The sequence below is a fragment of the Pseudomonas putida genome (genome assembly GCF_002025705.1).
GTDB lineage: Bacteria > Pseudomonadota > Gammaproteobacteria > Pseudomonadales > Pseudomonadaceae > Aquipseudomonas > Aquipseudomonas putida_J.
In genome coordinates, this window is the sequence record NZ_CP018846.1 from 812,876 (window position 1) to 826,913 (window position 14,038).

At 62.6% G+C, this 14,038-nt stretch carries 13 protein-coding genes; 9 read left to right on the forward strand and 4 right to left on the reverse strand.

Annotated features, from left to right (window positions below):
- Position 1: 1 nt before the first annotated feature.
- Positions 2-1,291: an OprD family porin gene (locus tag BUQ73_RS03805; protein WP_079226735.1), complete on the reverse strand. Its 1,290-nt coding sequence runs from the start codon at positions 1,289-1,291 to the stop codon at positions 2-4.
- A 200-nt stretch (positions 1,292-1,491) separates the two neighbouring features.
- Here BUQ73_RS03805 and BUQ73_RS03810 point away from each other — a divergent pair, with 200 nt between their 5' ends.
- Both BUQ73_RS03810 and BUQ73_RS03815 read left to right on the forward strand, forming a co-directional pair.
- The gene (locus BUQ73_RS03810; RefSeq protein WP_079226736.1) at positions 1,492-2,163 is read left to right on the forward strand and encodes a response regulator; all 672 of its coding nucleotides are present in this window, start codon (positions 1,492-1,494) and stop codon (positions 2,161-2,163) included.
- A complete protein-coding gene (locus BUQ73_RS03815) occupies positions 2,156-3,535 on the forward strand; it encodes a sensor histidine kinase (RefSeq protein ID WP_027917883.1) in 1,380 nt (459 codons plus the stop codon). The genes BUQ73_RS03810 and BUQ73_RS03815 overlap by 8 nt, the downstream gene beginning before the upstream one ends.
- Before the next feature lie 64 nt (positions 3,536-3,599).
- Here BUQ73_RS03815 and BUQ73_RS03820 read toward each other — a convergent pair whose 3' ends face one another.
- Positions 3,600-4,406 carry an HDOD domain-containing protein gene (locus tag BUQ73_RS03820; RefSeq protein ID WP_079226737.1) on the reverse strand — a complete coding sequence of 269 codons (807 nt, stop codon included), beginning with the start codon at positions 4,404-4,406 and terminating at the stop codon, positions 3,600-3,602.
- A 31-nt stretch (positions 4,407-4,437) separates the two neighbouring features.
- Positions 4,438-5,379 carry a YgfZ/GcvT domain-containing protein gene (locus tag BUQ73_RS03825; RefSeq protein ID WP_079226738.1) on the reverse strand — a complete coding sequence of 314 codons (942 nt, stop codon included), beginning with the start codon at positions 5,377-5,379 and terminating at the stop codon, positions 4,438-4,440.
- A gap of 133 nt (positions 5,380-5,512) precedes the next feature.
- On the opposite strand from BUQ73_RS03825, the gene BUQ73_RS03830 reads away from it, so the two are divergent.
- Positions 5,513-5,767, forward strand: a complete 255-nt coding sequence (locus tag BUQ73_RS03830) for a succinate dehydrogenase assembly factor 2 (protein ID WP_008094993.1) — start codon at positions 5,513-5,515, stop codon at positions 5,765-5,767.
- Positions 5,751-6,212: a protein YgfX gene (locus BUQ73_RS03835; protein ID WP_079226739.1), complete on the forward strand. Its 462-nt coding sequence runs from the start codon at positions 5,751-5,753 to the stop codon at positions 6,210-6,212. The genes BUQ73_RS03830 and BUQ73_RS03835 overlap by 17 nt, the downstream gene beginning before the upstream one ends.
- On the opposite strand, the gene nadB is transcribed toward BUQ73_RS03835, so the two are convergent.
- Positions 6,199-7,803, reverse strand: coding sequence for an L-aspartate oxidase (gene nadB / locus BUQ73_RS03840; protein WP_079226740.1), 1,605 nt, complete (start codon positions 7,801-7,803; stop codon positions 6,199-6,201). The two genes, BUQ73_RS03835 and nadB, sit on opposite strands and share 14 nt — an antisense overlap.
- Positions 7,804-8,238: 435 nt before the next feature.
- Here nadB and rpoE point away from each other — a divergent pair, with 435 nt between their 5' ends.
- The 5 genes from rpoE (at position 8,239) to lepA (ending at position 14,035) form a co-directional block, all read left to right on the forward strand.
- Positions 8,239-8,820 (forward strand): RNA polymerase sigma factor RpoE, encoded by a 582-nt coding sequence (rpoE, locus tag BUQ73_RS03845; RefSeq protein ID WP_003252049.1) that lies wholly within the window; start codon positions 8,239-8,241, stop codon positions 8,818-8,820.
- Positions 8,821-8,851: 31 nt separating this feature from the next.
- On the forward strand, positions 8,852-9,442 hold the full coding sequence (locus BUQ73_RS03850; protein WP_027917878.1) for a sigma-E factor negative regulatory protein: 591 nt from the start codon (positions 8,852-8,854) through the stop codon (positions 9,440-9,442).
- Positions 9,443-9,454: 12 nt separating this feature from the next.
- Positions 9,455-10,429, forward strand: coding sequence for a MucB/RseB C-terminal domain-containing protein (locus tag BUQ73_RS03855; RefSeq protein ID WP_079226741.1), 975 nt, complete (start codon positions 9,455-9,457; stop codon positions 10,427-10,429).
- 220 nt (positions 10,430-10,649) lie between these two features.
- Complete coding sequence (locus BUQ73_RS03860) at positions 10,650-12,053, forward strand: DegQ family serine endoprotease (protein ID WP_416171813.1); 1,404 nt, start codon at positions 10,650-10,652, stop codon at positions 12,051-12,053.
- Positions 12,054-12,235: 182 nt separating this feature from the next.
- Positions 12,236-14,035: a translation elongation factor 4 gene (gene lepA / locus BUQ73_RS03865; RefSeq protein WP_079226743.1), complete on the forward strand. Its 1,800-nt coding sequence runs from the start codon at positions 12,236-12,238 to the stop codon at positions 14,033-14,035.
- Positions 14,036-14,038: the final 3 nt, after the last annotated feature.

A 14,038-nucleotide genomic window follows, 5' to 3' on the forward strand; every position in this document is an offset into this window, starting at 1 on the left:
GCTACCACAGCGCGACGCTGTAGCTCACCAGCAACCGCACTTCATCCGCGTCGCGGGCGAAGTTGGAGCGGAAGGTGGCGTTGCGCAGGCGCACGGCGACGTTCTTCAACGGGCCGCTTTGTACCACGTACTTCAGTTCGGTGTTGCGTTCCCACTCCTTGCCCTCGCCACCGGCGGCGCGGCTGACGTTGTCGCCGTTGATGTAGCGGGTCATGAAGGTCAGGCCGGGGACGCCGAGGGCGGCGAAGTTGTAGTCGTAGCGTGCTTGCCACGAGCGTTCGTCGGCACCGGCGAAGTCGTTGATCTGGACGAAGTTGACCAGGTATGGGTCGGCGCCATCGATGTAGGGGAATGCGCTGTCGCCCGACAGTTGCTGCCAGGCGGCGCTGACCTTGTGCCCGCCCAGGCTGTAGCTGAGCATCGTGTTGAAGGTGGTGTTGTCGATCCGCCCGGCCTTGGCCGCGCCGGCATCGTCGCTGATTGCCAGGCGCACGTCGGCGCCGAAGGTGCCCGGGCCCCACGGCTGGGTGGCGAGCATGCCGATGAAGTGCTGGCGGTAGATGTCATCGAGCTGGGCGAAGTGGTAGCTGCCGGTGATGCGGTCGGTGAACTTGTAGTCCAGGCCGGCCAGGTCGAGGTTGTCGGCGCTGAAAGTGCCACCGAAGCGGCCGTTCTTGTTGTTGAGGGCCAGGTCTTCCCAGTTGGTGTCGTTACGGTCCTTGGCCTTGTCCAGGCGCCCGCCGGTGAAGGTAAGGCCCTTGATTTCCTGGGAGGTTAGCAGGCCGCCCTCGAAGGTTTGCGGCAGGATGCGGCCGTCGTTGGGCTGCAAAGTCGGCAGTTCAGGGATCAGAGTGCCGATCTTCAGTTCGGTCTTCGACACTTTCACCTTGCCAGTCAGGCCGAGCTTGGAATACTCGTCGGCGGCCTTGCCGTCATCGTGGGTCGGCAGCAGGCCGGTGTCGGTGCGGTCGGGGCTGGAGTCGAGCTTGATGCCCAGCATGCCCAGCGCATCCAGGCCGAAACCCACAGGGCCGTCGGTGTAACCGGACTCGAAGTTGAGCATGAAGCCCTGGGCCCATTCGTCGCGCTTGGATTGCTGCGCGCTGGTGCCGTCGCGGAAGTCGCGGTTGAAGTACATGTTGCGGGTTTCGAAGGTGGCCGTGCTGTCTTCGAAGAAGGCGGCCTGGCTCAGCGGGGCAACACCGGCAAGTGCAAGGGCGCAGGTGTAGGCAGAAGGGCGTGCGGACAGGGAACGGCTAGGCGCGAACGCCTGAGGCTGTGATGACAGCATCGGGATGACTCCGTTTTTTTGTTCTTATTCGTTGCACCTTGCTGGTGCTTTTTTCGGCGCGTGGAGCGACCGTGGTGCGATGCTAGGTAATGAACCTTTCGCTAACCTTTCAGCGTGAAAGGTTTGTTACAAGGGGCTTCACAGGCTTGAGGACGGCGGTACACTCCGCGCCACCGCCCCACCCGAGCAGGGAGAATCCGATGCGTGTGCTGCTGGTCGAAGACCATCTGCAACTGGCCGAAAGCGTGGCCCAGGCCTTGAAAAGCCAGGGCCTGACCGTGGATGTATTGCATGACGGCGTGGCTGCCGACCTGGCCCTGGCCAGCGAGGAATACGCTGTCGCCGTGCTCGACGTGGGCCTGCCGCGCATGGACGGCTTCGAGGTCTTGGCGCGCCTGCGCGGCCGGGGCAAGACCCTGCCGGTGCTGATGCTCACGGCTCGCAGCGATGTGAAGGACCGCGTGCATGGTCTGAACCTTGGCGCCGACGATTATCTTGCCAAGCCTTTCGAGCTAACCGAGCTGGAAGCACGGGTAAAAGCTCTGCTCAGGCGCAGCGTGCTCGGTGGCGAACGCCAGCAGCGCTGCGGGCCGCTGGTCTACGACCTGGACACCCGCCGCTTCAGCCTCGGCGAGGACAACCTGACCCTGACCTCGCGCGAACAGAGCGTGCTCGAAGCCTTGATCGCCCGCCCCGGTCGGGTGATGAGCAAGGAACAGCTGGCCGCCCAGGTTTTCGGCCTGGATGAAGAAGCCAGCCCGGACGCCATCGAAATCTACATACACCGCTTGCGCAAGAAGCTCGATGCCTACCCGGTCGCCATCGTCACCTTCCGCGGCCTGGGTTACCTGCTCGAGCACCGTGATGCGTGATAACGGCAGCTTGCGCGGGCGGCTGCTGGGCAACCTGGCGCTGTTGCTGGTGGTGTTGATGCTGGCCAGCGGCCTGAGCGCCTACTGGAATGGTCGCGAAGCCGCCGATACCGCCTACGACCGCACCTTGCTGGCTTCGGCGCGGACCATCGCCGCCGGGCTGTCGCAGCGGGATGGCAGCCTCAGTGCCGATGTGCCCTACGTGGCGCTGGACACCTTCGCCTACGACAGCGCCGGGCGTATCTACTACCAGGTGCTGGACATCAACCAGAAGCTGATTTCCGGCTACGAGCACCTGCCGCCACCGCCGCCAGGCACACCGCGCACCGACGACTATCCGGCACTGGCGCGCTTCTACGACGCCACCTACCTCGGCCAGGATGTGCGTGTGGTCAGCCTGCTGAAGGCAGTGAGCGAGCCGAACATGAACGGCATGGCGGAAATCCGCGTGGCCGAGACCGAAGAGGCGCGGGTGCGCATGGCCCGCGGGCTGATGGCTGACACCTTGCTGCGCCTGGGCATGCTGGCGCTGGGCGCGCTGGTGATGGTGTGGTTTGCGGTGAGCGCGGCGTTGCGCCCGCTGGAGCGCCTGCGCACGGCGGTTGAAGAGCGCCAGCCGGATGACCTGCGGGCGCTGCCAGTGGTGCAGGTACAGCGCGAGCTGAGCCCACTGGTGCGTGCCTTGAACCACTTCACTGAGCGTTTGCGCGGGCAGTTCGAGCGCCAGGCACAGTTCATCGCCGAGGCTGCCCACGAACTGCGCACGCCGCTGGCGGCGCTGAAGGCGCGAGTCGAGCTGGGGTTGCGCTCGCAGCAGCCTGAAGAGTGGCGGCAGACCTTGGAGTCGGCTGCACAGGGTACCGACCGCCTGACGCATCTGGCCAATCAGTTGTTGTCGCTGGCGCGGGTTGAAAACGGTGCCCGGGCGATTGCCGAAGGCGGTGCCCAGCGCCTGGACCTGAGCCAGCTGGCCCGTGAACTGGGCATGGCCATGGCGCCATTGGCGTACAACCGGGGCGTAGCCTTGGCGCTGGAGGCCGAGGCGCCAGTGTGGTTGAAAGGTGAGCCGACGTTGCTTAACGAGCTGCTCAGCAACCTGGTGGACAATGCGCTGGCGCATACCCCGGCGGGCGGCAACGTGATTCTGCGGGTGCTGGCGCCGGCGGTGCTGGAGGTCGAAGACGATGGGCCCGGGATTCCCGAAGATGAGCGCGAACGGGTGTTCGAGCGTTTCTATCGGCGGGGTGTGCAAGGCAGCGGGCTGGGGTTGGCCATCGTCGGTGAGATCTGCAGGGCGCACCTGGCGCAGATCAGCCTGCATGATGGTGAGAAAGGTGGGTTGAAGGTGAGGGTGAGTTTCATCGCCGACTGATCTTTATCCTGCACTGGCCTCTTCGCGGGTTTACCCGCGAAGAGGCCAGTGCAGGCAGTAAGAGTCAGCGCAACATGCTCCGTGCTTCCAGCAACTCGGCAATCTCCAGTTCGGTCCCGTACGGCAATCCAAGGTGCCGATAGGCCGGCAACGCCGGCAATGGTCGGCTACGCCCGCGCTGGCTCAGGCACTTGGCGATCTGTACCACATCGATGTAATCGACCTTGTCGGTGCGCCGGTCCAGGTCTTGCACCTGGCTTGGCAGGTTGACCAATTGCTCGGGAAACTCCCACGAAGACAGAATCTTATCCCCCAGCACCGGCTGGATCTGCTCGATCACATAGTGCAGGCAGACCGGGTCGGAAAGCAGCTCGTTGTGTTCTTCGGCGTAGATCAGCACCGGCAGCGCACCGATCTGGTTGACCAGCCCGCCGAGGGTCGCCTGGTCAGGTTTCAGCTGAGTATAGCGGCGGCACAGTTCATAGCTGATGCCCGCCACTTCAAGGCTGTTCGACCAGATATCCCGTAGCTTTTGCTCAACCGCAGACGAGCGGGCATGGAAGATCTGTTCGATCACCAGGCCGATGGCCAGGTTGCAGCTGTAGTTGATGCCCAGGCGCGTGATGGCCGTGTGCAGGTCGGTGACTTCGACCGCTGCGCGCAACAGGGGGCTGTTGACCACCTTGATCAGGCGCGCCGACAGGGCAGCGTCGCGCCCGATCACCTTGCTCAAAGCGGCAACGCTGATTTCACTGTCTTCAGCCGCCTCGCGAATGCTCAGGGCAACCTCGGGCAGGGTTGGCAGAACCAGGTCATCGTTGTCGATGGCAGCCAGCAACTGCGCTTGAACCATCTCGGCCAGCTTGTTCATGAACGTCTCAACGGCAAGGGTGGTGCATTGTTCAGCGCTGGATTTCCCGGTCGCGGTCCAGCTCGTACGGCAGGGTCAGTACCTGCAGGCGCGGGCCTTCCAGGCTGCCCAGGTGCAGGTTGTCGTCCTCTACCGATTCAGCGCTCAGTACTGCCAGCAGCTCGCAACCCTGGCCGGTGCTGGCGGCGATTACCACCTCGCCAACTGACGAGCCATGGGTCGGCGAGAATATTTCCGTACCGGGTGCCGGAATATCCTGCTGTTCGAGCGCCAGGCGGTACTGGCGGCGCTTGAGCTTGCCCAGGTACTGCATGCGCGCGACGATTTCCTGGCCGGTGTAGCAGCCCTTCTTGAAGCTCACGCCATCGACAGCCTGCAGGTTGATCATCTGTGGGATGAACAGCTCACGGGTCGGGCCCATGACCTGGCCGATACCTGCGCGCACCTGCCCAAGCAGCCAGTCGTTGAGGTTGCCTTCCGGCAACGTGGCTGCCAGCTGTTGGCGAACGCTGGCGGCCTGATCTGCCGGTACCCAGAGCTCCACGCGATCTGCGCTGACGGCAATAGCGATCAGGCCATCATGGCGTACGGTGCTCCCTGCTGCAGCCGGAACCTCCAGCCCCAATGCCTGCAGCGCGGCGGCGCCACCTTGCAGGCCGAAGCGTGCCCAGGCCGCACTCTCGTCAGTGAGCGTGGCCTTGGAAAACACGGCGTACTTCTTCAGGTCGGCCAGTTGCAGCTCCAGCAACTCGCTGGCCATGGCCAGCAGGTAGCCATTGCCCTCGGGCAGGATGCGGAAGCTCGACTGCATGCGCCCCTTGACCATGCAGCGCGCGCCGAGGCTGGCGTGCTCGGGGCTGAGGTAGTTGATGTTGCAGGTCAGCTGGCCCTGCAGGAACTTGCCGGCGTCGGAGCCGCGGACGGCGAGGATGCCCTCGTGGGACAGGGGGCTGAAGAAAGCGGAATCGGCCATGGGTCATCGCGGTGGCTAAAGACTGGCGGCCATCATAGAACGCCAGTAACAAAATAGGTAGGTGACTAGACCAACGCCCTGTGCCGCTTCGTTCACTGCGCGGTATACTGCGCGACCATTCGAGGAGGGCCCCATGGTCGAACAAACTGAACTCAACCGGCTTTTCTGGCACAGCCGCCGCGGCATGCTGGAACTGGACGTACTGCTGGTGCCATTCACCCAGGAGGTCTACCCGACCCTGAGCGAAGCCGACCGCGAACTTTATGTCCGCCTGTTGAGCTGTGAAGACCAGGACATGTTCGGCTGGTTCATGGAGCGTACCGAGTCGGAAGACCCGGAACTGCAGCGCATGGTCCGCATCATTCTGGACCGTGTCCAGCCCAAGTGAGTATTTCGAGTGCCGTTGGCAGGGCTCGCGCCTGTTGCTGGCGGCCTACCTGGGTTGCCAGGTGCTGGCGCTACTGGTCTTGTGGCTGAGCCCGCTGCCCTGGTGGCTTGGCCTTTGTGTTCTTTGCGCTTGTATTGCCCACGCCTGCTGGGCCATTCCCCGCCGTATTCTGCTGACGGATGCCCGTGCCGTTACCGGCCTGCGCCGTGACCCTTTGGGCTGGCGCGTGTTCAACCGGGCGCAAGGCTGGCAGCCGGTTCGTTTGTGCCGCGACAGTGTGGCGCTGCCGGGGTTGGTGGTGCTGCGGTTCGTCAGGGCAGGGCACTGGCTTGGCGAGAGCCAGTGCGTGCCTCGAGATGCCCTGGGGGCTGACCTGCACCGGCGTTTGCGGGTGAGGCTGAAGTTCAGTCGGCGCCGGTTCGACAGCTGTATCAGATCGGGCTGAGGATGGTGTCCTTGGCCTCGGGCAGCATCCCTGGATAATCCAGCGTGTAATGCAGCCCGCGGCTTTCCTTGCGCTGCATCGCAGAGCGGATCATCAGCTCCGCCACCTGGGCCAGGTTGCGTAGTTCGATCAGGTCGCGGCTGACCTTGTAGTTGCTGTAGAACTCGTCGATCTCGTCGAGCAGCAGGCGAACGCGGTGTTCGGCGCGCTGCAGGCGTTTGCTGGTGCGCACGATACCCACGTAGTCCCACATGAAGCGCCGCAGTTCATCCCAGTTGTGCGCAATGATCACGTCTTCGTCCGAGTCGGTCACCTGGCTGGCATCCCAGCAGGGCAGGGCCCTGGGCATGGCGATCTGGTCCAGATGCGCTTCAATGTCCGCTGCTGCGGCACGGCCATAGACAAAGCATTCCAGCAGCGAGTTGCTGGCCATGCGGTTGGCGCCATGCAAGCCAGTGAAACTGGTTTCGCCGATAGCGTACAGGCCGGGTACATCGGTATGGCCACGGTCGTCGACCATCACACCGCCACAGGTGTAATGCGCCGCCGGAACCACCGGGATCGGCTGGCGAGTGATGTCGATGCCAAAAGCCAGGCAACGCTCGTAGACGGTCGGGAAATGGTTCTTGATGAAGTCAGCCGGCTTGTGGGTGATGTCCAGGTAGACACAATCGACGCCCAGGCGCTTCATTTCGTGGTCGATGGCGCGGGCGACGATGTCGCGAGGGGCCAGCTCTTCTCGCGGGTCGAAGCGCGGCATGAAGCGCTCGCCATTGGGCAGGCGCAACAACGCACCTTCGCCACGCAAGGCCTCGGTGACCAGGAAGCTCTTGGCCTGCGGGTGATACAGGCAGGTCGGGTGGAACTGGTTGAATTCCAGGTTGGCTACCCGGCAGCCGGCGCGCCAGGCCATGGCGATGCCATCACCGCAGGCGCCGTCGGGGTTGCTGGTATAGAGGTAGACCTTGGCCGCGCCGCCGGTGGCCAGCACGGTGAAGCGTGCGCCGAAGGTGTCGACTTCGCCGCTGTTGCGGTTCAGCACGTAGGCGCCCAGGCAGCGATCGCCCGCCAGGCCCAGGCGGCGTTCGGTGATCAGGTCGACCGCCACGCGCTGCTCCAGCAACTCGATGTTCGGGCGCTTGCGGGCTTGCTCCAGCAAGGTGGTGAAAATCGCCGCACCGGTGGCATCGGCAGCATGGATGATGCGCCGGTGGCTGTGGCCACCCTCGCGGGTCAGGTGAAATTCGAAACCGCCATCATCGACGCTGTAGTGTTCATCGCGGGTAAAAGGTACGCCTTGCTCGATGAGCCATTCGATGGCTTCACGGCTGTGCTCGACGGTAAAGCGAACCGCCTCTTCGTCGCACAGGCCGCCACCGGCATTGAGGGTGTCCTCGACATGCGACTGCACAGTGTCGGTATTGTCCAGCACGGCAGCGACCCCGCCTTGGGCCCAGAAGGTCGAGCCGTTGGCCAGGTCGCCCTTGCTCAGCACGGCAATGCGCAAGTGGCCGGGAAGGTTAAGTGCCAGGCTCAGACCGGCTGCGCCGCTGCCGATCACCAGGACATCATGTTGGAATTGTTGGCTCATGTCGGGACACTAGTAATCTTTGGAAAGGGCGCGGCACAATAGTCACGTGCAGATGGCAATGTGAAACTATCGTGAATGCTGGCCGGGCTGCCTTTATAGCAGCCTGCGGCAACCAATTTCCATGCCAGTTGGGGCGTTGCGTCAATCTTTGCGGGAACTTTCCGACACGGCCGGAAATCCTATGAAGGCTGTCCGCACGCCACAATTTGCCGCGGCGACGCGGGGCGGCAGCTCTATCCGGGCTGACACCTGCGTATTCGAAACCTGATTATCGACGCAGCGGGCCGTGACCGCGCCGCGTCTTCCGTGCGAGCCGACCAAGGGCCGCAGGAAACTTGCTTGGAGGGGAGAACTTTTGCGCAAAGCCCGAGTCTATGGTTGCAAGCCCGAACAAAGGCTGTTGCCACGCTCCTTCGAGTTCACTGAGGAGTGTTCATGCTAACCCAGGAAGAGGATCAGCAGCTTGTCGAGCGTGTGCAACGCGGAGACAGGCGAGCGTTCGATCTGTTGGTGCTGAAGTATCAGCACAAGATTCTAGGGTTGATCGTGCGGTTCGTTCACGACACCCACGAGGCCCAGGATGTGGCGCAGGAAGCCTTTATCAAGGCCTACCGTGCGCTTGGCAATTTCCGCGGTGACAGTGCGTTTTATACCTGGCTGTACCGCATCGCCATCAACACGGCGAAGAACTACCTGGTGTCCCGTGGAAGACGGCCACCAGACAGCGATGTGAGCTCCGAGGATGCGGAGTTTTACGACGGCGATCATGGTCTCAAGGATCTCGAGTCCCCAGAGCGCTCGTTGTTGCGGGATGAAATCGAAGGCACTGTCCATCGCACCATCCAGCAACTGCCCGAAGATCTGCGCACGGCTTTGACCCTGCGTGAATTTGACGGATTGAGTTACGAAGACATTGCCAGCGTCATGCAATGTCCGGTGGGTACCGTGCGCTCTCGAATCTTCCGCGCTCGGGAGGCCATAGACAAAGCCCTGCAGCCGTTGTTGCAGGAAACCTGAGACAGCGGCGACAGCCAAGAGAGGAACCGCCATGAGTCGTGAAGCTTTGCAGGAATCGCTGTCCGCGGTGATGGATAACGAAGCGGACGAACTGGAATTGCGTCGGGTGTTGAATGCCGTCGACGATGCCGAAACCCGTGCCACCTGGTCGCGTTACCAGGTAGCCCGCGCAGCGATGCACAAGGAGCTGCTGCTGCCCAAACTGGATATCGCCTCGGCGGTGTCCGCCGCGCTGGCTGATGAAGCCGTGCCGGCCAAGGTCAAGCAGGGCCCGTGGCGCAGCATTGGCCGCCTGGCCGTCGCTGCCTCGGTCACCGTAGCGGTGCTGGCTGGCGTGCGCATGTACAACCAGGACGAAATCACCGGTGCCGAGCTGGCTGCCCAGCAGCCTGCACAGCAAGGCCTGAGCATGCCACAAAGTCAGGGCCCGGCGGTTTTGGCAGGCTATAGTGAAAGCAGTGAGCAACCGACCGGGCCGATGGCCAACGGCGTGCTGCAGAACCAGGCCGGCTGGGATCAGCGTCTGCCAGGTTATCTGCGCCAGCACGCGCAGGAATCCGCGCTCAAGGGCACTGAAACCGCCCTGCCGTATGCCCGCGCCGCCAGCCTGGAAAACCGCTAAGTAAGGAGGATCATGCGCGCGCTACCTCTCCTGTCGCTGCTGATAGGCAGCTGCATGACGGTGCCAGCGTTGGCGGCCAACTCATCGCCCGAGGCGAGCGAATGGCTGAACAAGCTGGCACAGGCCGAGCAGAAGCAAAGTTACCAGGGCTCCTTCGTCTACGAACGTAACGGCAGCTTCTCTTCCCACGATATCTGGCATCGCGTTCAGGATGGCAAGGTCAGCGAGCGGCTTCTGCAGCTCGATGGTGCCGCCCAGGAAATCGTGCGCGTGGATGGCAAGGTGCAGTGCGTGAGTGGTGCCCTGGCAGGCGGGGCTAATGGGGTTACCAACCCGCCTGATGCCGCGCAGCGCTCGCTCGATCCCCTCAAGCTGATGAGCTGGTACGACCTGAGCGTGGCGGGCAAATCAAGGGTTGCTGACCGCGACGCCGTGATTGTCACGCTGACGCCCCGCGACCAGCATCGCTACGCTTTCGAACTCCATCTGGACCGCCGTACCGGCCTGCCACTGCGCTCATTGATGCTCAATGACAAGGGGCAGTTGCTCGAGCGCTTCCAGATGACCCGTCTGGATACCGACGACCTGCCCAGCGACCATGACCTGCAAGCCAGTGCCGCCTGCAAGCCGATCGAGCGGGTGGCAAGCAGCGCCAGTGAAGCCGTCGCCGGTTGGCGTTCAGACTGGCTGCCGCCGGGTTTTGAACTGATCAACAGTACGGTGCGCCGCGATCCTGAGCGCAACAGTTCGATCAGCAGCCTGATGTATGACGATGGCCTGGCCCGTTTCTCGGTGTTCCTCGAGCCCGTGAAGGATGATGCCGGTGCCGATGTGCGTACCCAGCTTGGCCCGACCTCGGCCGTTTCGCGCCGCCTGAACACACCCAAGGGCAAGGTGCAGGTCACCGTGGTTGGCGAGATTCCGCTGGGTACGGCAGAACGTGTCGCGTTGTCGATGCGCCCTCAGGACGCCCAGGCGCGCCAGTGATGGCGCGTTCTTGCGAGCCGGTTCAAGGGCAATGCACAGGTCAACGGACATGCGGCTGAAATGAAATTAAAGCATTGTCATTTGCAATCTTTCGGCAAATTTTCTATAGGTCAGGCTTCTAGGAGTCTGGCCTTTCCTGCTTTGGGCAGGGCTATTTCCAACTACCGCTCGTTGTGACGGGAGCCGTATGTCAATACCACGCTTGAAATCCTACCTAACGATGTTCGCCGCTGTGCTGATGCTCGGCCAGGTGCTCAGCGCCCAGGCCGAGGAAGCCCTGCCGGACTTCACCACCCTGGTCGAGCAGGCCTCGCCGGCGGTGGTCAACATCAGTACCAAGCAGAAGCTGCCGGACCGCGTCGCCTCTGGGCAGATGCCGGACCTTGAAGGCTTGCCACCGATGTTCCGCGAGTTCTTCGAGCGCAACATGCCGCAGCAGCCCCGTTCGCCACGTGGTGATCGCCAGCGCGAGGCCATGTCGCTGGGTTCGGGCTTCATCATTTCCAGCGATGGCTATGTACTGACCAACAACCACGTGGTTGCCGATGCTGACGAGATCATCGTCCGCCTGTCGGACCGCAGTGAGCTGCAGGCCAAGCTGATCGGCACCGACCCGCGCACCGACGTGGCCCTGCTCAAGGTCGAGGGCAAGAACCTGCCGACCGTCAAGCTGGGTGACTCCGAGAAACTCAAGGTCGGTGAGTGGGTGTTGGCCATCGGTTCGCCGTTCGGCTTCGACCACTCGGTGACCAAAGGTATCGTCAGCGCCAAGGGGCGGACCCTGCCCAACGATACCTATGTACCGTTCATCCAGACCGACGTGGCCATCAACCCGGGTAACTCCGGCGGCCCGTTGTTCAACATGAAGGGCGAAGTGGTCGGTATCAACTCGCAGATCTTCACCCGCTCCGGCGGTTTCATGGGCCTGTCCTTCGCCATCCCGATCGACGTGGCCATCGATGTGTCCAACCAGCTGAAGAAAGACGGCAAGGTCAGTCGCGGCTGGTTGGGCGTGGTGATTCAGGAGGTCAACAAGGACCTGGCTGAATCGTTCGGCCTCGACAAACCGGCTGGCGCCCTGGTGGCGCAGGTGCTGGAAAACGGCCCGGCAGCCAAAGGTGGCCTGCAGGTGGGTGACGTGATCCTGAGCATGAACGGCCAGCCGATCGTCATGTCGGCTGACCTGCCACACCTGGTTGGCAGCCTGAAGGACGGCGAGAAGGCCAAGCTCGAGATCATCCGCAACGGCAAGCGCCAGACCCTGGACGTTGCCGTCGGCCCGATGCCGGATGACGATGCCGACATCGCAGCCGGCAGCGGCCCTGAAGGCGGCGCCGAGCGCAACAGCAACCGCCTGGGTGTGTCGGTCTCGGACCTCACCGCCGAGCAGAAGAAAACCCTGGAGCTGAAGGGCGGCGTGGTCATCAAGGAAGTCCAGGATGGCCCGGCCGCGATGATCGGGCTGCGCCCGGGTGACGTCATCAGCCACCTGAACAACCAGGCGGTCGCTTCGGCCAAGCAGTTCACCGAAATCGCCAAGGACCTGCCGAAGAACCGTTCGGTGTCGATGCGCGTGCTGCGTCAGGGGCGTGCCAGCTTCATCACCTTCAAACTCGCTGAATAAGCGGGCTCAAGGGTAGGAAAGGGCAGCTTCGGCTGCCCTTTTTCATGAAAGTTCACAATTGCGGATGCAAATGCTGTGTACAGTCCGATAGAGGAATCTCCCATAACCCACCGGCTTAAGGTACAATTCCCGGCTATTTTTCGGCGGGCGTCCGGCTCGCAGCCTTTTCCGAGTGTTGACCCGTGAGTGATTTGAGTCATATCCGCAATTTCTCCATCATCGCCCACATCGACCATGGCAAGTCGACGCTGGCCGACCGTTTCATTCAAATGTGCGGTGGCCTGTCGGCGCGCGAAATGGAAGCCCAGGTACTGGACTCCATGGACCTGGAGCGCGAACGCGGTATCACCATCAAGGCCCACAGCGTCACGCTCAACTACAAGGCGCAGGACGGCAAGGTCTACCAGCTGAACTTCATCGACACCCCCGGCCACGTCGACTTCACCTACGAAGTCTCGCGTTCGCTGGCGGCCTGTGAAGGTGCGCTGCTGGTGGTAGACGCCGGCCAGGGCGTCGAAGCCCAGTCCGTGGCCAACTGCTACACCGCCATCGAGCAGGGCCTGGAGGTGATGCCGGTCCTCAACAAGATGGACCTGCCGCAGGCCGACCCAGACCGCGTCAAGGACGAGATCGAGAAGATCATCGGCATTGACGCCACCGACGCCGTGGCCTGCAGTGCCAAAAGCGGCATGGGCGTGGACGAGGTGCTCGAGCGCCTGGTACAGACCATCCCCGCGCCGGAAGGCGATATCGAGGCGCCGCTGCAGGCGCTGATCATCGACTCCTGGTTCGACAACTACCTGGGCGTTGTCTCGCTGGTGCGTGTGCGCCACGGCCGCGTCAAGAAAGGCGACAAGATCCTGGTCAAGTCCACCGGCAAGGTGCATCTGGTCGACAGCGTCGGTGTGTTCACCCCGAAGCACACCCAGACCGCCGACCTGAAGGCCGGTGAAGTAGGCTTCATCATCGCCAGCATCAAGGACATTCACGGTGCGCCGGTGGGTGACACCCTGACCCTGTCCACGACCCCCGAGGTCGAGGTGCTGCCAGGCTTCAAGAAAATTCAGCCGCAGGTCTACGCCGGCCTGTTCCCGGTCAGCTCCGACGACTTCGAAGACTTCCGCGACGCCCTGCAGAAGCTGACCCTCAACGACTCGTCGCTGCAATACATGCCGGAAAGCTCCGACGCCCTGGGCTTCGGCTTCCGTTGCGGCTTCCTCGGCATGCTGCACATGGAGATCATCCAGGAGCGCCTGGAGCGCGAATACGACCTGGACCTGATCACCACCGCGCCAAGCGTGATCTACGAGCTCGAACTCAAGACCGGTGAGACCATTGTCGTCGATAACCCGTCTAAGCTGCCGGATGTTTCAGCCGTGGCAGATTTCCGCGAGCCGATCGTCACCGCGACCATCCTCGTGCCGCAGGAGCACCTGGGTAACGTCATCACCCTGTGCATCGAGAAGCGTGGCGTGCAGCGCGACATGCAGTTCCTCGGCAGCCAGGTGCAGGTGCGCTATGACATGCCGATGAACGAAGTGGTACTGGACTTCTTCGACCGCCTGAAGTCCACCAGCCGCGGCTATGCTTCGCTGGACTATCATTTCGATCGCTACCAGTCGGCCAACCTGGTCAAGCTGGATGTACTGATCAACGGCGACAAGGTCGATGCCCTGGCATTGATCGTGCACCGCGACAACGCGGCCTACAAAGGCCGTGCGTTGACCGAGAAGATGAAGGAGCTGATCCCTCGGCAGATGTTCGACGTGGCGATCCAGGCAGCCATTGGCGGCCAGATCATCGCGCGGACGACCGTCAAGGCACTCAGAAAGAACGTACTGGCCAAGTGCTACGGTGGTGACGTCAGCCGTAAGAAGAAACTGCTGGAGAAGCAGAAGGCCGGTAAGAAACGCATGAAACAGGTGGGCAACGTGGAGATTCCACAGGAAGCCTTCCTCGCCGTGCTCAGGTTGGATAGCTAGGTC

Excerpts from the sequence above, each read along its gene's own strand:
- BUQ73_RS03805 (WP_079226735.1), bottom strand. The coding sequence starts at position 1,291 with ATGCTGTCATCACAGCCTCAGGCGTTCGCGCCTAGCCGTTCCCTGTCC.
- BUQ73_RS03810 (WP_079226736.1), top strand. The coding sequence starts at position 1,492 with ATGCGTGTGCTGCTGGTCGAAGACCATCTGCAACTGGCCGAAAGCGTG.
- BUQ73_RS03815 (WP_027917883.1), top strand. The coding sequence starts at position 2,156 with ATGCGTGATAACGGCAGCTTGCGCGGGCGGCTGCTGGGCAACCTGGCG.
- BUQ73_RS03820 (WP_079226737.1), bottom strand. The coding sequence starts at position 4,406 with ATGAACAAGCTGGCCGAGATGGTTCAAGCGCAGTTGCTGGCTGCCATC.
- BUQ73_RS03825 (WP_079226738.1), bottom strand. The coding sequence starts at position 5,379 with ATGGCCGATTCCGCTTTCTTCAGCCCCCTGTCCCACGAGGGCATCCTC.
- BUQ73_RS03830 (WP_008094993.1), top strand. The coding sequence starts at position 5,513 with ATGGTCGAACAAACTGAACTCAACCGGCTTTTCTGGCACAGCCGCCGC.
- nadB (WP_079226740.1), bottom strand. The coding sequence starts at position 7,803 with ATGAGCCAACAATTCCAACATGATGTCCTGGTGATCGGCAGCGGCGCA.
- rpoE (WP_003252049.1), top strand. The coding sequence starts at position 8,239 with ATGCTAACCCAGGAAGAGGATCAGCAGCTTGTCGAGCGTGTGCAACGC.
- BUQ73_RS03850 (WP_027917878.1), top strand. The coding sequence starts at position 8,852 with ATGAGTCGTGAAGCTTTGCAGGAATCGCTGTCCGCGGTGATGGATAAC.
- BUQ73_RS03855 (WP_079226741.1), top strand. The coding sequence starts at position 9,455 with ATGCGCGCGCTACCTCTCCTGTCGCTGCTGATAGGCAGCTGCATGACG.
- BUQ73_RS03860 (WP_416171813.1), top strand. The coding sequence starts at position 10,650 with ATGTTCGCCGCTGTGCTGATGCTCGGCCAGGTGCTCAGCGCCCAGGCC.